Here is a 14,085-nt window from a genome sequence, read left to right as displayed (position 1 = left end):
CATGAACATCGGCATCTCAATCGATCATAACAAGCTGCACTGTTACGTCGGTAAAACGGTGCATAAAGAGCTGTATCGAACGAGTGGATTGCTTCCTGAAGGCTACTATTCTCAACTTCAAGCAATTGATAATCTGATTAATACCATTCAGAGGCGTTTTGGAAAAGCCAAGTTTCTTGGTGTGAGTGTGTCTGAAAATTGTCTTAACTACGACGCTGATGATCAACAGTTAATGGCTCGATGGCGTGATGATATTGAACAGAGAACAAGGCTTCAATGTCACATGGTTAAGCACAGCCAATCTGCTGTTCTGGCAGAATCTATTCGGGTGAAACCCTACCAAAAAGACAAGGTTATGGGCGTGTTTCTCGATCATAGCTGTGGGGTAGAAGTGGTTGATAAATGTCGACAACAAGATATAGCACAACAGTGCGTTCAGCCGTGGGCGCACTCTTTGCTACCAGAATTTGATAGCTTTACTGATGGATTAACGCCTGTTTGCCGATGCGGAAATGAGATGTGTATTGAACAGTTTATTACCGTAGAAGGTATTGAGCGGCAGTATCATCAAGTGGTTCTTAAAGACAAATCATTATCTGAAATATATACAGAAATAGGCCAGTGCCATAGCCATGCGGTGAGGATATACCGTGCGTTTCTTGATCAGTTGGCACGTTCACTGTCAATGCTAGTCGATAGGTATCGGCCTGCTCATATGGTTCTATTTGGATCGGTGGCTAGCTATCACTCACTCGCGAGCGATTTGAAGTTGGCGTTAGCTCGATATTGTGACTGTTCATTATTACCGCACATTGCTTTATCGCAGCTTGACGAGTTCGTTTACGCTCAAGGCGCCTCCATGCTGAAGGTGCAAAAAATAAAACAATAATTTACAAACACTTCCCAAGGAGTGGTAACCTATATAAGAGTTTAATATGAAACAAATTAGAGGAATACTTGTGTCTGAGCTTGTCGTGAAGTTAATGGATTTTGGATTCACTAAAACAGATGCCCTTGTGTATATTAACCTGCTAAAAAATGGTCGCTCTAGTGGTTACAAGATTGCTAAAGAAATTGCCCTCTCACGTTCTTCTGTCTACTCATCCATCGATAATTTGTATAAAAATGGCTACATTTTTATGTCTGATGGAGAGACTAAAGAGTACGAAGCAAAATCACCGGAACTGATTTTTAGCCAAATAGAAAAAAAGACGGTTGATAACATTCATATCCTCAAAAAAGAGCTGTCAAAAATGATGCTCCATGAGGAAAAAGAGTTTGTTTACAATGTCTCTGGCTTTGACAACCTTATTCAAAAAGCCAAAGAGATGATCAATCAAGCTGGCTTAGAGATCTACCTGAATACTGACTTTCATCTGTCCCTTTTGGACAAAGAGATATGTGAAGCGATAGAGCGTGGTGTCCGTGTTATTGGATTCTCATTTAACAAGGTGGCCTTGCCTCATCCACAAATGGAGTTATATTCTCGTTCAGATACTGAAGAGCAAGACTATCCGTCTCACCGCTTTATGCTGGTTGCTGATATGAAGCTGGCGTTAATGTTCTCAAACCGAGAAGAATCTATTGGTTTATTCTCCAATAATCGCTTAATTGTTAAAATGATTGCTGAGCATATCCACAGTGATATTTACCTCACCGAATATGAACGACTTGAACCAAATAAACGTTTTCGGGTAAATACCATACACGAACAGTCCAACGCTATGGTTCAGGACGATTTAAACAAGCTAGATTAATTCCGTTATTGTTTGAAAAGGTGGCGAAGGTAAACTCTGTTGATTAAGTTGGTAAGTTAAAACTAGAGTCAGTGGTTGTTTGTTGGTTCAAGCTAAACCGTCATAATAAAAGGGAGCTTTCGCTCCCTTTATACATTTTGCTCTGTTACTTTGTTAGGCATTTTTAGGTGGTGTAAATGCCATTAGTTCAGGCGCCGAATTTTTGTATTTTTCTATACGAACTAATGATGAGTTTGCCGCACAGCCGTTAGATAGGCGAGATGCAGGAATATCACGAGTCAGTACGTTTGGTCCACCATTGCGACATAAACCATTCTTATCTTGATCTGGCCACGCTCCTTCGTGTACACAAACGGTACCAGGTTTAATGCCATCTGTTACTAACGCACCAACTAAAATTTCCCCACGGTCATTAAACGCACGGACGAGATCGCCGTTTTTGATTCCGCGAGCTTTAGCATCTTCACTGTTTATCGTTATAGGTTCGCGGTTGGCTACTGCGTACTTATCGCGTAACTTAGCGTAGTTAAACTGACTGTGAAGACGGTGGGCTGAGTGAGAAGTGATCAGCGTAAGTTCTCCTTCTTTCGCGTTACCTGCCCATTCGCCGGGGACCATCCAAGTAGGATGTGCTGGGCAATCTTCAAGAGCAAAACTCTCTATGGTTTTAGAGTAGATCTCAATCTTACCGGACGGTGTCCCTAGAGGATTCATTACCGGATCGCTACGGAATTTCTCATGACGAACAAACTTAGCATTCTTCTTGTTAGGTTTCATCTCGATGAGTTCGTTTTTCTCCCAGAATTGCTGGAATTTCGGCATACGAACACGAGCACGTTTTGCTCCTTTTGCGGCTTCGTCATAGAAATATTTCAACCAATCCATTTCTTCTTTGCCTTCAGTAAAGATGGCTCGACCCTCTCCGGGCATCAGTAATTCAGACATACGCGCAAATACTTCAAAATCGCTTAAGGACTCAAATTGAGGGTCGATGACTTTCGGCATAGGAACTATGTGTTGTTTAGAGTAGTCACCGGTCATTGTCATATCATTACGTTCAAATGATGTTGTAATCGGTAATACAACGTCGGCGTGTTTGGCTGCCGCTGTCCAGTAGATTTCTGACACAACAGATAACTCAAGGCTTTGCCATGCTTTAATTAGTCGGTTTGTGTCTTGATGATGAGTGAAGTTACCCCCGCCAGTCCACCACACTAACTTAAGATTCGGGAAGGTAAGTTGATGACCGTTATGCATGTACTTCATGCCCGGATTTTCAATCGCTTCAATAATACGGGCCGCCGGTACAGCATTGACCGCCTCTTTGGATGCTGAGCGTGCACCGGATTTTCCTGCTTTTCCTACAGTGGCTCCCATGGCCGGTAGAACGCCGCCATCGCGAGTTGGGTTTCCTCCGTTAGAGTAATGGTAAGAGAGACCAAATCCACCACCTGGCAGGCCAATCTGTCCGAGCATAGCCGCTAGAGTAGCAAGCATCCAGTGGCGTTGTTCGCCATTTTGTTGGCGTTGCATAGACCAACCTGACATAAGCATGGTTCGATTTGAACTGAATATATCCGCCAAAACTTCCATCTGTTTGGCTGGTACACCACAGATCTCTTCTGCCCACTGAGGTGTTTTTGGAGTGCCGTCAGTTTTGCCTAAAAGATAGTCTTGGAACTTGTCATACCCTACGGTGTATTTGTCTAGGAACTCTTTATCATGCTTGTTTTTATTTACAAGAGAGTAGGCAATACCCATCATCATTGCAGTATCAGTGTATGGATGAGGTGCAATCCATTGTGCTGCATCGCCAAAAAAGTCGATTGTTTCAGAGCGCATTGGATCGATACAAATGAGTGTTTTACCTGACTTTTTAAGTTGATGAAAAAACTCAATCCCTGAGTTTTCTGTAGATGTCCATGCGATACGCAGAGTGTTCATTGGGTTCATTCCCCAAAGTACAACTACGTCAGAGTTTTCCATCACAACAGGGTGAGTCGTTTGCTGTTCATAAACTTCAATCGAGCCCATTACGTGCGGCATAATGATCTGAGATGCCCCTGTTGAATAGTCACCTAAGTGGCTTGTATAACCTCCAGCTAGGCTCATATAACGACGTAGCAGCTCACGTCCTTTATGAAGGACGCCAGACGAACGCCACCCATAGGAACCTGCAAATACAGATTCATCACCAAATTCCCCTCTAATGCGGATATGTTGATCGTGAATTAGCTTAAGTGCTTTGTCCCATGAGACGCGAACATATTCGTCTTGACCACGCGGTAATGCAGGGTTTTCTGGATTTTCTAAATAACTTTTACGTACCATTGGATACTTGATACGTGCTTTTGTATGCACCTGATCCGGCCCGGTCAACTGTAGGCTATTTGGTACCGTTTTTGGCAGAGCACCTTCAGTTGAGACTAATTGGCCGTCTTTGACTACCGCATATAATGGTCCCATACGAGATGCGGTTAAAACACCTTTACCTTTTGTTTCTGCATTTACGCTCAGCGGTACGAGCGAAGAAATAGCTACTGCACCGGCAGTGGCACCTGTACCTTTCAAAAAACTACGGCGGGTAAGATTGTCCATCGTATTGTTCCTTTTGTTTTAGTATTCAGAGTTAATGGCTCGACCCTGCGATATCTTTCGCATGGTTTTGGAAGTATTTTGTTAGAATTTCAAGATCCAGTTCAGAAATATCAGTGCGATCTCCCATGCCTTTGGCGACAGGACCCCAAGCATTGACTGTGAAATGAGACGCTGGAATTTTTGCATGACATGCAGAGCAGTAGACGTTATCTAACTCTTCAGCATACGCCCAAATAGGATCAGAGGATTGCAGTACAGGAGCTTCTATTGTGGCGATCAGTTCGGCGGTGCGCCATTTATTACCGTAATCGTCTTCTTTGTAATTACCAACTTTTAGTTGGCCTTGTCCTGATTCGGTTAACGAGGCAATAATCGAGCGTTGTCCTTCTCCCATATAGAGTACTTTTTCCGCTCCTAGCATTTGGTAGCCTTGCAGTAAAACCTGTCGTTTACCGTCTTGCCCACCTATCACATCTAAAGATACTGCTGGGTTAATCGTTCCAAGCTCTCCCATTTCAGATGAACTGACGGTATATATATGTTTGGCGGAATCGGGTGTGGATTGTGCTTCAGCTAATAGATTCTCATACGCTTCTGAGTCCATTTCGGCTGTTGGAGGGAAGTGTGCGACCCCTTTATGACACTCTATGCACGTAAGGCCGTTCTCTTTACCGTAATCATGCATTTTGACTGCGTCTTCCGACTGCTCGTAGGTATCCATTGCGACAAAGTCGTGACATGAACGGCAAGTTGCGGAGTCATTGGCTTTCATTTGATCCCAGACCATTTGTGCCATGCCCATACGGTGCTCTTCATACTTATCTTCGCTATCAATTTTCCCAGTGACAAACTCATGATAAATGTCTTTAGATGCACGTATTTTTGTCCAAACATAGTCAAGAGGTTCAGAGGGAATATGGCAGTCAGAACACTCTGCACGTATGCCTTTGGCATTGGAGAAGTGTATCGACCCTTGGTATTCTTCATACGGAATTTGCATGCTGTGGCAAGAAAGACAGAATTCAGTATCAGAAGTGGCATGCATTATGGCCTGCGTACCTCCGAGCGTAACCCAACCAATTGCTAACCCAATCAATAGAATTACTATTGTTTTTTTCATGTTTTTCACCGTATTAGTTAATTTTTGTTTCTAAATATCAGAAGTTGGAATTGTTCGTATTAATCCTTTATTACGTACAATAGACCTATATAATGAACGCATTGTACGTTATAAAGGACAAATTAATCAATATAGAGGATTAGATCTCTGTCAATGAAATGGCTTTTAAAGAGAGTGTGAGTGGCCGTTGTTATCTTTTGCTTTCACTATTAAGTAGCGAGATACAATGACTATGCAGACCAGTGCGCCTGCAGAGCCGCAGTAGGTCATAACGTAGTGCAACAATGTTTGGTAGGGGATGAAGAGAGTAATAAAATAGACACCAATACCAGAAAAGATGCAGGTTAGCTTATAGCGAGTGCATTTTTCGTTAGGAATGTGCATTGATACACAAGTCCAAATAATAGGACACAGTGTGCTGTATATTGCGACCAATATGATAATGGCATAAAAATCACCAATAGCACCAAAGATATGGTTAGCTAACAACAGGTTAGGTATTTGAGCATGGCTAGCTTGTTCAATATTACCAATGTGGTTAAGGCCCATAATAATATTAATCATAGGCAAGCCTAATGCGACAACCGCGATGGTCATCTTAGTATAGTAAAAGCGGTATGAACGTAATTGTGATCCCATGCGTCCAACCATAGCGGACACAAGTAGCACACAGGCTCCGCCATAAGAGAGACCAGCACTAATGGCATTTGTACCAGCGCGAACCACAGAAACATCACCGTTGATGACAGCACGGTTTCCTTGGTTTATTAATGGATAGAACTCACTAGCAGAGATAACACCAATACATAGAGTGAGTACGATTAACAATGGGCCCAGTTTGCTTATGATCTTTATTAGATTGTTTAGTCCGGCAATGGCGGTTATTACCGATAGAACAACTGCGATGGCTGAGCCTATAAAGAGCGGAATTCCCCACTGCTGCAATAAAACACTTCCAAAGCCGGATACCATAAACACGTAAGCACATGCATTAAAGATCCAGGCAAAGAGTTCAAACAGCTTGCCAATTAACGAACCGGTATAAAACCGAGAGATACTTTTTAAGTCACAAAGGTGGCGAGTCCGGCCGGCATATGCATAAGCTGAATAGGTTAGATACATCATAAAAAACGAGATAGCACCTACCAGCAATGAATCCCAGATAGAGCCCCAAACGGAGAAAAATTGCACGGTTTCTTGGCCAGTAGCAAAACCTGAACCAACTAAATAGGCGAATAGAGCACCAATTTGAGTCGACAATTTGTCTAAACTCATTGTTTGATTACCCATGCTTATTATTCCTAAGTTACCTATGCCAACTACTGAGCTTCAATTAGATTTGAAGCTTGATATAAGTACAGACGTTCACTATATTGTCCGTCTGTACGACATAGTGTTATTTATCGATCTATCAATGTCAATTCTGCTTATATGTTCTGAGACTATACGCAGACTGATGTGAACCAATGATATTGAATAATTTTATTTGAAAAAAGGTGATGAATTATGGACGACTTTTCTGTTTTAGGAGAAAAACTCAAAAGCACCCGTAGTAAAATGGGTTTAAGTCTCAATGAAGTTTCTGCTAGAACAGGTGTGAGTAAAACCATGCTTAGCCAGATAGAACGTTCTGAGTCTATGCCGACTATTGCGACCATTTGGAAAATAGCTAATGGTCTGAAGATCAAATTAGAAACGTTACTCGACAACTCTAGCAAACTTTATGACGTAAAGAGTATCGATGACACGATTGCGATTAAGAATGATGATGATCGTTTTATTATCCACAGTATATTTCCTTTTTCACCTACCAGTGGATACGAAGTGTTCTATGGCACTTTTAAGCCCGGGTGTAACTATTGCGATCCCACTAGCCATGAGAACAGCACAACAGAGCAAATATTTGTTTCTCAAGGGGAGTTAGAGATGGAGATTAAAAATAAGAGTTATCAATTGAAATCTGGTAGTTCTATTTCATTTGATTCGAAAGACCCGCATCGATATATAAATTCAAGTAGCAGCGATACCCATGTGATGATTATTGTTAATTATGAGTAGTAAGCTGCATTTATACCTATGTGAGTAAGTCAGTTTGTAAATGGCAGTGTTCACGCCACGTTTCAAGACAATTTACACTGGCAGAGCCAATAAACACTTTTCTCTTAAAAGTCGATCAAGGTAAACTCTGCCACTGTTCTATAGAACGATAATCATCCCTTAAACTATTGCTACTGGAAATTGCTGTGTCATTAGATTCTTCTGCTAACTCCGTTATTGTACTTGACTTCGAAACCACAGGTTTGTCGCCTAACCAAGGTGATCGTGCCATTGAAATCGGTGCGGTAAAATTAGAGCAAGGAGTTGCTACAGATCGCTTTCAGCGCCTAATGAATCCGGGCTTTAGAGTGAGTCGGTTCATAGAAGGGTATACTGGAATCAGTAATGAGATGCTTAGTGAAGCGCCGAGCTGTGCTGAAGTAATGGATGAATTTGCCGATTTTATACAAGGTAGCAATTTGGTTGCTCACAACGCATCATTTGATAAGCGTTTTTTAGATGCAGAGCTTGACCATATTCAGCGTCGTTATCATGGTGACTTTGCGTGTTCCTTATTGGTATCTCGACGTCTAACCCAGAATGCTCCTTCTCATAAATTAGCAGAGTTAGTCAGTTTTCACGGCATTGAGAATGATGGGGTGTTTCACAGAGCACTTGCGGATGCTGAAGTGACGGCAGCACTTTGGTTGGTGTTTGTTGATCTGTTGAAACAAGATTTCAATATTAATGATGCTTCTTTTTCGCTAATGAAGAAAATTGCTAAGACGCCAAAGGGGTCGGTGCGCAACTTTCTTCATAGCCAGTGAAAGCACCTTAAGGTCACTTGAGTATAGCTAATAGATTAACGCTCACCCTGTACTTCAAAATCATCGCTAATAAGACGAGCACAACCGTCCTCTTCGATGACCCAATGCTCGCGGTGTACAACGCCAAACGCTTTGTTCATTGTCCAACTTGATGTGAGAATATATCCCCCTTCTGGATGTGGTTGCCACTCCACGTCTTCATACTCGACATCGGCAAACCCTTGGTCGATGATATTCTGCCAGAATGATTCTATCGCCTCTCTGCCCTTAAACTCGCCGAACGGACGTGCGTTCATAATAGAATCTTGGGTATATTGTGCGGCACAGCCTGCGGCATTTTGACTGTTGAATGCTTGTTGCCATAATGCAATGCCTTCTTTGCAGGCATCTAATACTGTATTTTCTGACATGATGTTCTCTACCTTAAATAAATGAATACCCAATAAGATTAGCGATATTATTGTTATTGAAAAACAGAGGTATTAGAATTGATTGTTTAATTATACTGGACAATAAATTGAATAGATTACGACAGATGTCGCTGTTTGCCCATATTGTAGATGCCGGGTCGATAACCTCGGCGGCAGAATCTTTGCAGCTATCCAAATCGGTAGTTAGCCAACATTTAAAGTCTCTTGAGTCTGAGTTGGGAATTGTGCTGCTTAAACGAACTACTCGACGACAGTCTCTTACGGTTGCTGGGGAGAGTTTTTATCAACGGTGCAAGGAGCTGAATAATGTTGCTGATAGTGCTTGGTTACAAGCACAAGAGACATTAGAAGTGGTTAAAGGTGAAGTAAGGATAACAGCGCCAAATGCATTAATGGAAACGCTGGTCGCTCCGGTCATTGGTGAGTTGTTACAACAGCATCCTTTGATTGAACCTGTTCTTATCAGTAGTGATCACCATTTAGATTTAGTGGCGGACAACATTGATTTAGCGATACGGGTGGGACACTCTAATGAGAGCAGCCTTAAGCAGAGACGAATTGGACAATTTCGAGATGTACTGTGTGCTCAGCCAAGAGTAATAGCCAACGGCAACATAGAACAGGCTATGTATATTGCGAATGTTTGGCAGAGCCAACATATTACTCACCGCTTTGCGAGTCATACGTTAGATAGCTTTGTTTTTACCACCCGGGCAAGATGTGTTGCGAACTCGTTTTACACCTGCTTATCTCTGGTTCAGTCAGGAGCCGGTATAGGGTTGGTGCCTGATTTCTATTTAAATCAATTGGACGGCTCGCTATCAAATGTGTTTCCTCAGCATCAGCTGCCGGTTAATCCGATTTACGCGCTGCATCCTTACAACAAGCATATTCCATTAACGGTGAAGATCGTTTTAGCTGCGATTGAACAAGCTTTGCTAGAAAAACAGGTCACGAACTAGTTACACATTAATGGTACGCTCTAATAAGAATTGCTATGTCTGCCTATTTTGAGATTATTTGGCGATATATAGCTCGCTATAGTTGTCTATGTAACTCTCCCAAAATGCCGGCTGGCCAATATGCTGTTGAACCGCTTGGATAAACTCACTAACTAGTGGTGTTTGTTTACGATGAGGGTAAAGGGCGTAAATGCCAGTATCCATGGTAGAAAGCGTGTAATTGGTTAGCAGTGCATGCAATCCCAGTTCGGTAATTGGCCGATCAAGATTAAATAGATCAATTTGGCTATAACCTAACCCTGCCTTCACGGACTCCACTAATGATCTCACGTCACTTACTCGGTAGTTTCCGACCATTTTATGGTTATTGAGCTGTGTACCATAAGGTTGTTCACTTATTCTCAGCTGATCTAAAGTTACGTCAGCGTTGCTATAAATCACTGCAGGTAGCGCAATAAGTTGTTCTGGCGTTGATGGGCATCCGTGCTGATCTAAAAATTCTTGAGAGGCAACAATGGCGAAGTTGGTTTTGGCAATTTTCTTAGCGATAAGATTGGAGTCAGAAAGCTTGCCTACACGAAAGGCGAGATCAAAGTGGTCGGCAATAATGTCGGACTTTTTATCATCCATTGAGAGCGTAATCTGTACGTTGGGATGTTTTTTTAAAAATTGCGTTACAACGGGTTGCAAATACTGTTGCCCAAAATAGACGGGCGAAGTAATGCGCAATGTTCCTTTTGGGGTTGAGTGATAAGAGTCGGCAATATTTTGAATTTGAGTTAAGGTTTCAGTCAAAGTATAGGTTTGCTGTAAGATTTCTTCCCCCGCCGATGTTAATGAAAAAGACCGTGTTGAACGATTGAGTAAACGGACTCCTAACGTGGCTTCTAGCTTTTTGATCTGTTTAGACAGGGTGGAGTTATCCATATCATGCAGTGTCGCGGCCTTGCTAAAGGAGCCTTGCTGGACAATGTCCATAAACAGGGTGAGTTGATTGGTTATCGACATCGCAAATCCTATAATTGTATCCGTCTGAACGTATATCTTGCCAGCTTGCTGTCCAGCAAACTCATAAGGTCGCTTACTTTTCAGCATATTATGTTTTTATCTTACTGTGGTTTTGACGTTATCACAGCAGGTGGATCTCACAAATCGCTATTTTAGCTAGCGTATTAATAAAATGGCGAATGAGAGAGGAGGTTAACTCACGCCCCCTTATCATCAACGAAGTTTCTGAAAGAGTTTACGTGGAGAAGTTAAGTTAACATCGCTCTGATCAGCTCACCTAGCCGAGTTATGGCGCGTTTTTCTTTCTCACTACAATCAAAAGACGCGTTCATACGAAAACAGTGATTGAAGTGTTCTCCAAGTGAGAACATTTTTCCTGGCGCAATACTGATGTTTTCATTTATTGCTCGTTGATAAAGTTCAGCAGCGTCTAGATGTTTGGGCAGTTCTACCCACAAAAAATATCCGCCATCTAAGTAGTGAATATCTACTTCTTCAGGAAAACAGTTTTTGGCCTCATGCCATGTGGCGAACTTATTAGTTTCTAATTTTCTGCGTAATACCCGTAAATGATTCTCATAGTTGCGTGTCGACAAATATTCAGCAAATGCCAACTGAATTGGAGCGCTTACAGAAAGAGCACTCATTAATTGAAGTTTCTGAATGGCTAAAGACATATCTCCGGCGGCGACCCATCCAATACGATAGCCAGAAACCAATGACTTGGAAAATGAAGAGCAGTGTAAAACATGATTGTTAGTGCTAAACGCTTTCGCTGGAAGCGGCTTTTTATCCGTAAAATAGAGTTCAGCGTATACATCATCTTCAATAAGATAGACTTGGTATTTTTCCAGCAACTCAACCAGTCGACGTTTTTTATCGTCAGACATGGTACAGCCGGTCGGATTTTGTACATTAGTCATAAGCCAGCACGCTTTTACTGGGTGTGTTTGAAGTGCCTGTTCTAACGCTTCAAGATCAATCCCTTTTTGTGGATGAGTTCGTATTGATAGTGCTCTTAGGTTGAGTCGTTGTAGCGCTTGCAGTGAACCATAAAACGCGGGAGATTCAACAATAACCCAGTCTCCAGCTTGTGTAAGTGCTTGCAAACATAAGTTGAGTGCGTCTAGCGCTCCAGCGGTAATTATAATTTCGTCCGGGTGAATATTCATTCCTTGGGCTGCATAGCGTTGGGCAATGATATGGCGTAATTTTTCGTTCCCTGGCGGAAAATTATACAGTGCGCTGGCGATAGGCATGGTTTTGACCGCCGTCATTAGCGCTTTATTTAATTGATTTCTTGGAAATAAACGAGCATCAGGATAGACCGAACCGAAACCTATGACATGGGGTTTTCGGCTCTCTTGCAGTACTTCAAAAATAAAGTCGTTAATATCGATATTTTCTGAAGAGTCGATAGCAATACTTGACTCCTTAGGTATGGATTTACTGACTTTTGGGGCGACAAAATAACCAGAACGCGCGTGAGATGTAATCCAACCTTGGCTCTCTAAAACTTGGTAAGCTTGCATAACGGTCATTAAGCTCATATCAGACAGCTTAGTCTGTTTTCTTAAAGAGGGGAGTTTGTCTCCTACTTGCCAAACTTCATTTTGAATCTGGTCACGTATTTGATCTACAAGCTGTTCGTATTTAGCCAAGAAATCGTCCTTTATGTAAGAAAAGCAATGGGTTAAATCTATTTTGTAACTGTTATAGAAAAACTGTCACTATCTGTATCTACATCAGTATGGGAAGCATAATTACACTAAAACTAGTAGAAACATGGTTTAAACTTAATGACTATATTTTGCTATGTGAAGTAATAAATCAAAGAAACAGAAGCTTACTAAGTAATGATTGGGTTAAGAAATAGCGGCTCACATCATAAGTGAGGATGTTTCATTTAACAAATCTAAAACCAAATAAACGCCCGCTGTCATCCAGATACCTATACTCTAATAAATAAGGTAAATGATGTTTGATAGTTCTTTAGCAAGAGAGTTTCTCTCTTGCTATTTTTTTATGTATATCAAAGAGTAATTTGCGCTCGGTTTCATCTGTTATAGTAATATTGCTCAATTCTGTATCTATTCTATTTTTTAGCCAGTTTTATACTATCCGTGCTCTCAAATGAAAGGGCATGGACTCGAATCACTATGATTTAATAGCGGTTCTGAGGATAACTTCCAAGGATTGGAGGAAGAAGTATATGTTTGATCTTCACACTAAGAACTGGATTTAAATATGAATGAATTACAAATTGCAGCTTTGCGAGCACTTAAGCTAATGGATCTCACCTCTTTAAACGATGATGATACCGACGAGAAAATAATCCAACTGTGTAAAAATGCTAAGACGCCAGTAGGAAACACTGCCGCTATATGTGTGTATCCTCGCTTTGTTCCTATTGCTAAAAAGCAGTTGCGAGAGCAGGGAACGCCCCAAGTTCGTGTTGCTACCGTGACCAATTTTCCTCATGGTAATGACGATGTTGATATTGCTGTCGCTGAGACCAGAGCTGCCATAATGTATGGTGCCGATGACATTGATGTCACCTTTCCATATCGTTCCCTTATCGCAGGTCGAGAAGATATTGCTTACTCGATGATTGAAACGTGTAAGTTAGAATGCAGCGAAGCGGGGGTACTCTTAAAAGTGATCATAGAGTCTGGTGAACTTCCTGATCACTTAATCCAACGAGCCTCTGAGATCTCCATTGAAGCAGGTGCTGATATGATCAAAACATCAACGGGCAAAGTGCCAACTAACGCGACCTTGAATGCCGCAGAGATCATGTTAACCACCATCGCTAAGTTGGGGGCTAAAGACAAGGTCGGCTTCAAAGCGTCAGGTGGAGTTCAGACTGCGGAGGATGCTCAACAATATTTGGAAATTGCTGATCGTCTATTTGGTATGGAGTGGGTAACAAGTCGATTTTATCGTTTTGGTGCTTCGAGCCTGTTAGATAATTTGTTGAATACATTGGACAATAACAAGACAGTGACTTTAGGTGACTATTGAGCAGTCACGATGTCAACGACACGGATAGTCAATCGATAGCTCTTGTTCGGCAGTAATGTGGAGTAGTGAGCTTTAATGGTATTTAGGCGCTAAGTGGCTATTGTTAGCGCCTTTGTTGTAGCTAGGGTCTGTTGATCTTTCGCGACTACTTTTGCAGAAGATAGTACCAACAAACGCTACCCGAAGGGGTCATCTGAAAACGTCTTGAGCTGTGTTTTGAGTTGTTTACATAGAATAACCATGCTGCTCTCCTCATGCTTTGCTCAAACCGCTTTCAGATTGAACAAAATCTGTTCTCGAAAGATCAACCGCCCCTATTCA

At 41.8% G+C, this 14,085-nt stretch carries 12 protein-coding genes; 6 read left to right on the top strand and 6 right to left on the bottom strand.

Annotated elements, in window-relative coordinates:
• Position 1: 1 nt before the first annotated feature.
• Together F0227_RS00370 and F0227_RS00365 are read left to right on the top strand one after the other, a co-directional pair.
• Entirely contained in the window at positions 2-889 is an 888-nt protein-coding gene (locus tag F0227_RS00370) for an ROK family protein (RefSeq protein ID WP_171751159.1), read from the top strand.
• Positions 890-959: 70 nt separating this feature from the next.
• Entirely contained in the window at positions 960-1,757 is a 798-nt protein-coding gene (locus tag F0227_RS00365; protein WP_171751266.1) for a TrmB family transcriptional regulator, read from the top strand.
• 153 nt (positions 1,758-1,910) lie between these two features.
• Here the strand turns inward: F0227_RS00365 and F0227_RS00360 are convergent, their stop codons facing one another.
• The 3 genes from F0227_RS00360 to F0227_RS00350 form a co-directional block, all read right to left on the bottom strand.
• Positions 1,911-4,355 (bottom strand): molybdopterin guanine dinucleotide-containing S/N-oxide reductase, encoded by a 2,445-nt coding sequence (locus tag F0227_RS00360; protein WP_171751158.1) that lies wholly within the window; start codon positions 4,353-4,355, stop codon positions 1,911-1,913.
• Between the two features lie 31 nt (positions 4,356-4,386).
• Positions 4,387-5,475: a NapC/NirT family cytochrome c gene (locus F0227_RS00355; protein ID WP_171751157.1), complete on the bottom strand. Its 1,089-nt coding sequence runs from the start codon at positions 5,473-5,475 to the stop codon at positions 4,387-4,389.
• Positions 5,476-5,640: 165 nt separating this feature from the next.
• Entirely contained in the window at positions 5,641-6,765 is a 1,125-nt protein-coding gene (locus F0227_RS00350) for a hypothetical protein (protein WP_171751156.1), read from the bottom strand.
• 216 nt (positions 6,766-6,981) lie between these two features.
• On the opposite strand from F0227_RS00350, the gene F0227_RS00345 reads away from it, so the two are divergent.
• On the top strand, positions 6,982-7,533 hold the full coding sequence (locus F0227_RS00345; RefSeq protein ID WP_171751155.1) for an XRE family transcriptional regulator: 552 nt from the start codon (positions 6,982-6,984) through the stop codon (positions 7,531-7,533).
• A 185-nt stretch (positions 7,534-7,718) separates the two neighbouring features.
• Positions 7,719-8,339 (top strand): exonuclease domain-containing protein, encoded by a 621-nt coding sequence (locus F0227_RS00340; protein ID WP_171751154.1) that lies wholly within the window; start codon positions 7,719-7,721, stop codon positions 8,337-8,339.
• Positions 8,340-8,374: 35 nt separating this feature from the next.
• On the opposite strand, the gene F0227_RS00335 is transcribed toward F0227_RS00340, so the two are convergent.
• Entirely contained in the window at positions 8,375-8,749 is a 375-nt protein-coding gene (locus F0227_RS00335; protein ID WP_171751153.1) for a nuclear transport factor 2 family protein, read from the bottom strand.
• Positions 8,750-8,856: 107 nt separating this feature from the next.
• Here F0227_RS00335 and F0227_RS00330 point away from each other — a divergent pair, with 107 nt between their 5' ends.
• A complete protein-coding gene (locus F0227_RS00330; protein ID WP_171751152.1) occupies positions 8,857-9,732 on the top strand; it encodes a LysR family transcriptional regulator in 876 nt (291 codons plus the stop codon).
• Positions 9,733-9,786: 54 nt separating this feature from the next.
• Here F0227_RS00330 and F0227_RS00325 read toward each other — a convergent pair whose 3' ends face one another.
• Together F0227_RS00325 and F0227_RS00320 are read right to left on the bottom strand one after the other, a co-directional pair.
• Positions 9,787-10,740 (bottom strand): LysR family transcriptional regulator, encoded by a 954-nt coding sequence (locus F0227_RS00325; protein WP_171751265.1) that lies wholly within the window; start codon positions 10,738-10,740, stop codon positions 9,787-9,789.
• Between the two features lie 248 nt (positions 10,741-10,988).
• Entirely contained in the window at positions 10,989-12,401 is a 1,413-nt protein-coding gene (locus tag F0227_RS00320) for a PLP-dependent aminotransferase family protein (RefSeq protein WP_171751151.1), read from the bottom strand.
• Positions 12,402-12,987: 586 nt separating this feature from the next.
• On the opposite strand from F0227_RS00320, the gene deoC reads away from it, so the two are divergent.
• The gene (gene deoC / locus F0227_RS00315; protein WP_171751150.1) at positions 12,988-13,764 is read left to right on the top strand and encodes a deoxyribose-phosphate aldolase; all 777 of its coding nucleotides are present in this window, start codon (positions 12,988-12,990) and stop codon (positions 13,762-13,764) included.
• The last annotated feature ends 321 nt before the right edge of the window (positions 13,765-14,085 follow it).

The sequence above is a fragment of the Vibrio sp. 99-8-1 genome, assembly GCF_013114595.1.
Taxonomy (GTDB): domain Bacteria; phylum Pseudomonadota; class Gammaproteobacteria; order Enterobacterales; family Vibrionaceae; genus Vibrio.
The sequence above is the reverse complement of the archived record's forward strand: the minus strand, read 5'-3'. Positions and strand labels throughout refer to the sequence as shown.

Bases quoted from the DNA above. Each gene is read 5' to 3' on its own strand.
- F0227_RS00355 (WP_171751157.1), bottom strand. From the start codon at position 5,475: ATGAAAAAAACAATAGTAATTCTATTGATTGGGTTAGCAATTGGTTGG.
- F0227_RS00325 (WP_171751265.1), bottom strand. From the start codon at position 10,740: ATGTCGATAACCAATCAACTCACCCTGTTTATGGACATTGTCCAGCAA.
- F0227_RS00350 (WP_171751156.1), bottom strand. From the start codon at position 6,765: ATGGGTAATCAAACAATGAGTTTAGACAAATTGTCGACTCAAATTGGT.
- F0227_RS00360 (WP_171751158.1), bottom strand. From the start codon at position 4,355: ATGGACAATCTTACCCGCCGTAGTTTTTTGAAAGGTACAGGTGCCACT.
- deoC (WP_171751150.1), top strand. From the start codon at position 12,988: ATGAATGAATTACAAATTGCAGCTTTGCGAGCACTTAAGCTAATGGAT.
- F0227_RS00345 (WP_171751155.1), top strand. From the start codon at position 6,982: ATGGACGACTTTTCTGTTTTAGGAGAAAAACTCAAAAGCACCCGTAGT.
- F0227_RS00335 (WP_171751153.1), bottom strand. From the start codon at position 8,749: ATGTCAGAAAATACAGTATTAGATGCCTGCAAAGAAGGCATTGCATTA.
- F0227_RS00370 (WP_171751159.1), top strand. From the start codon at position 2: ATGAACATCGGCATCTCAATCGATCATAACAAGCTGCACTGTTACGTC.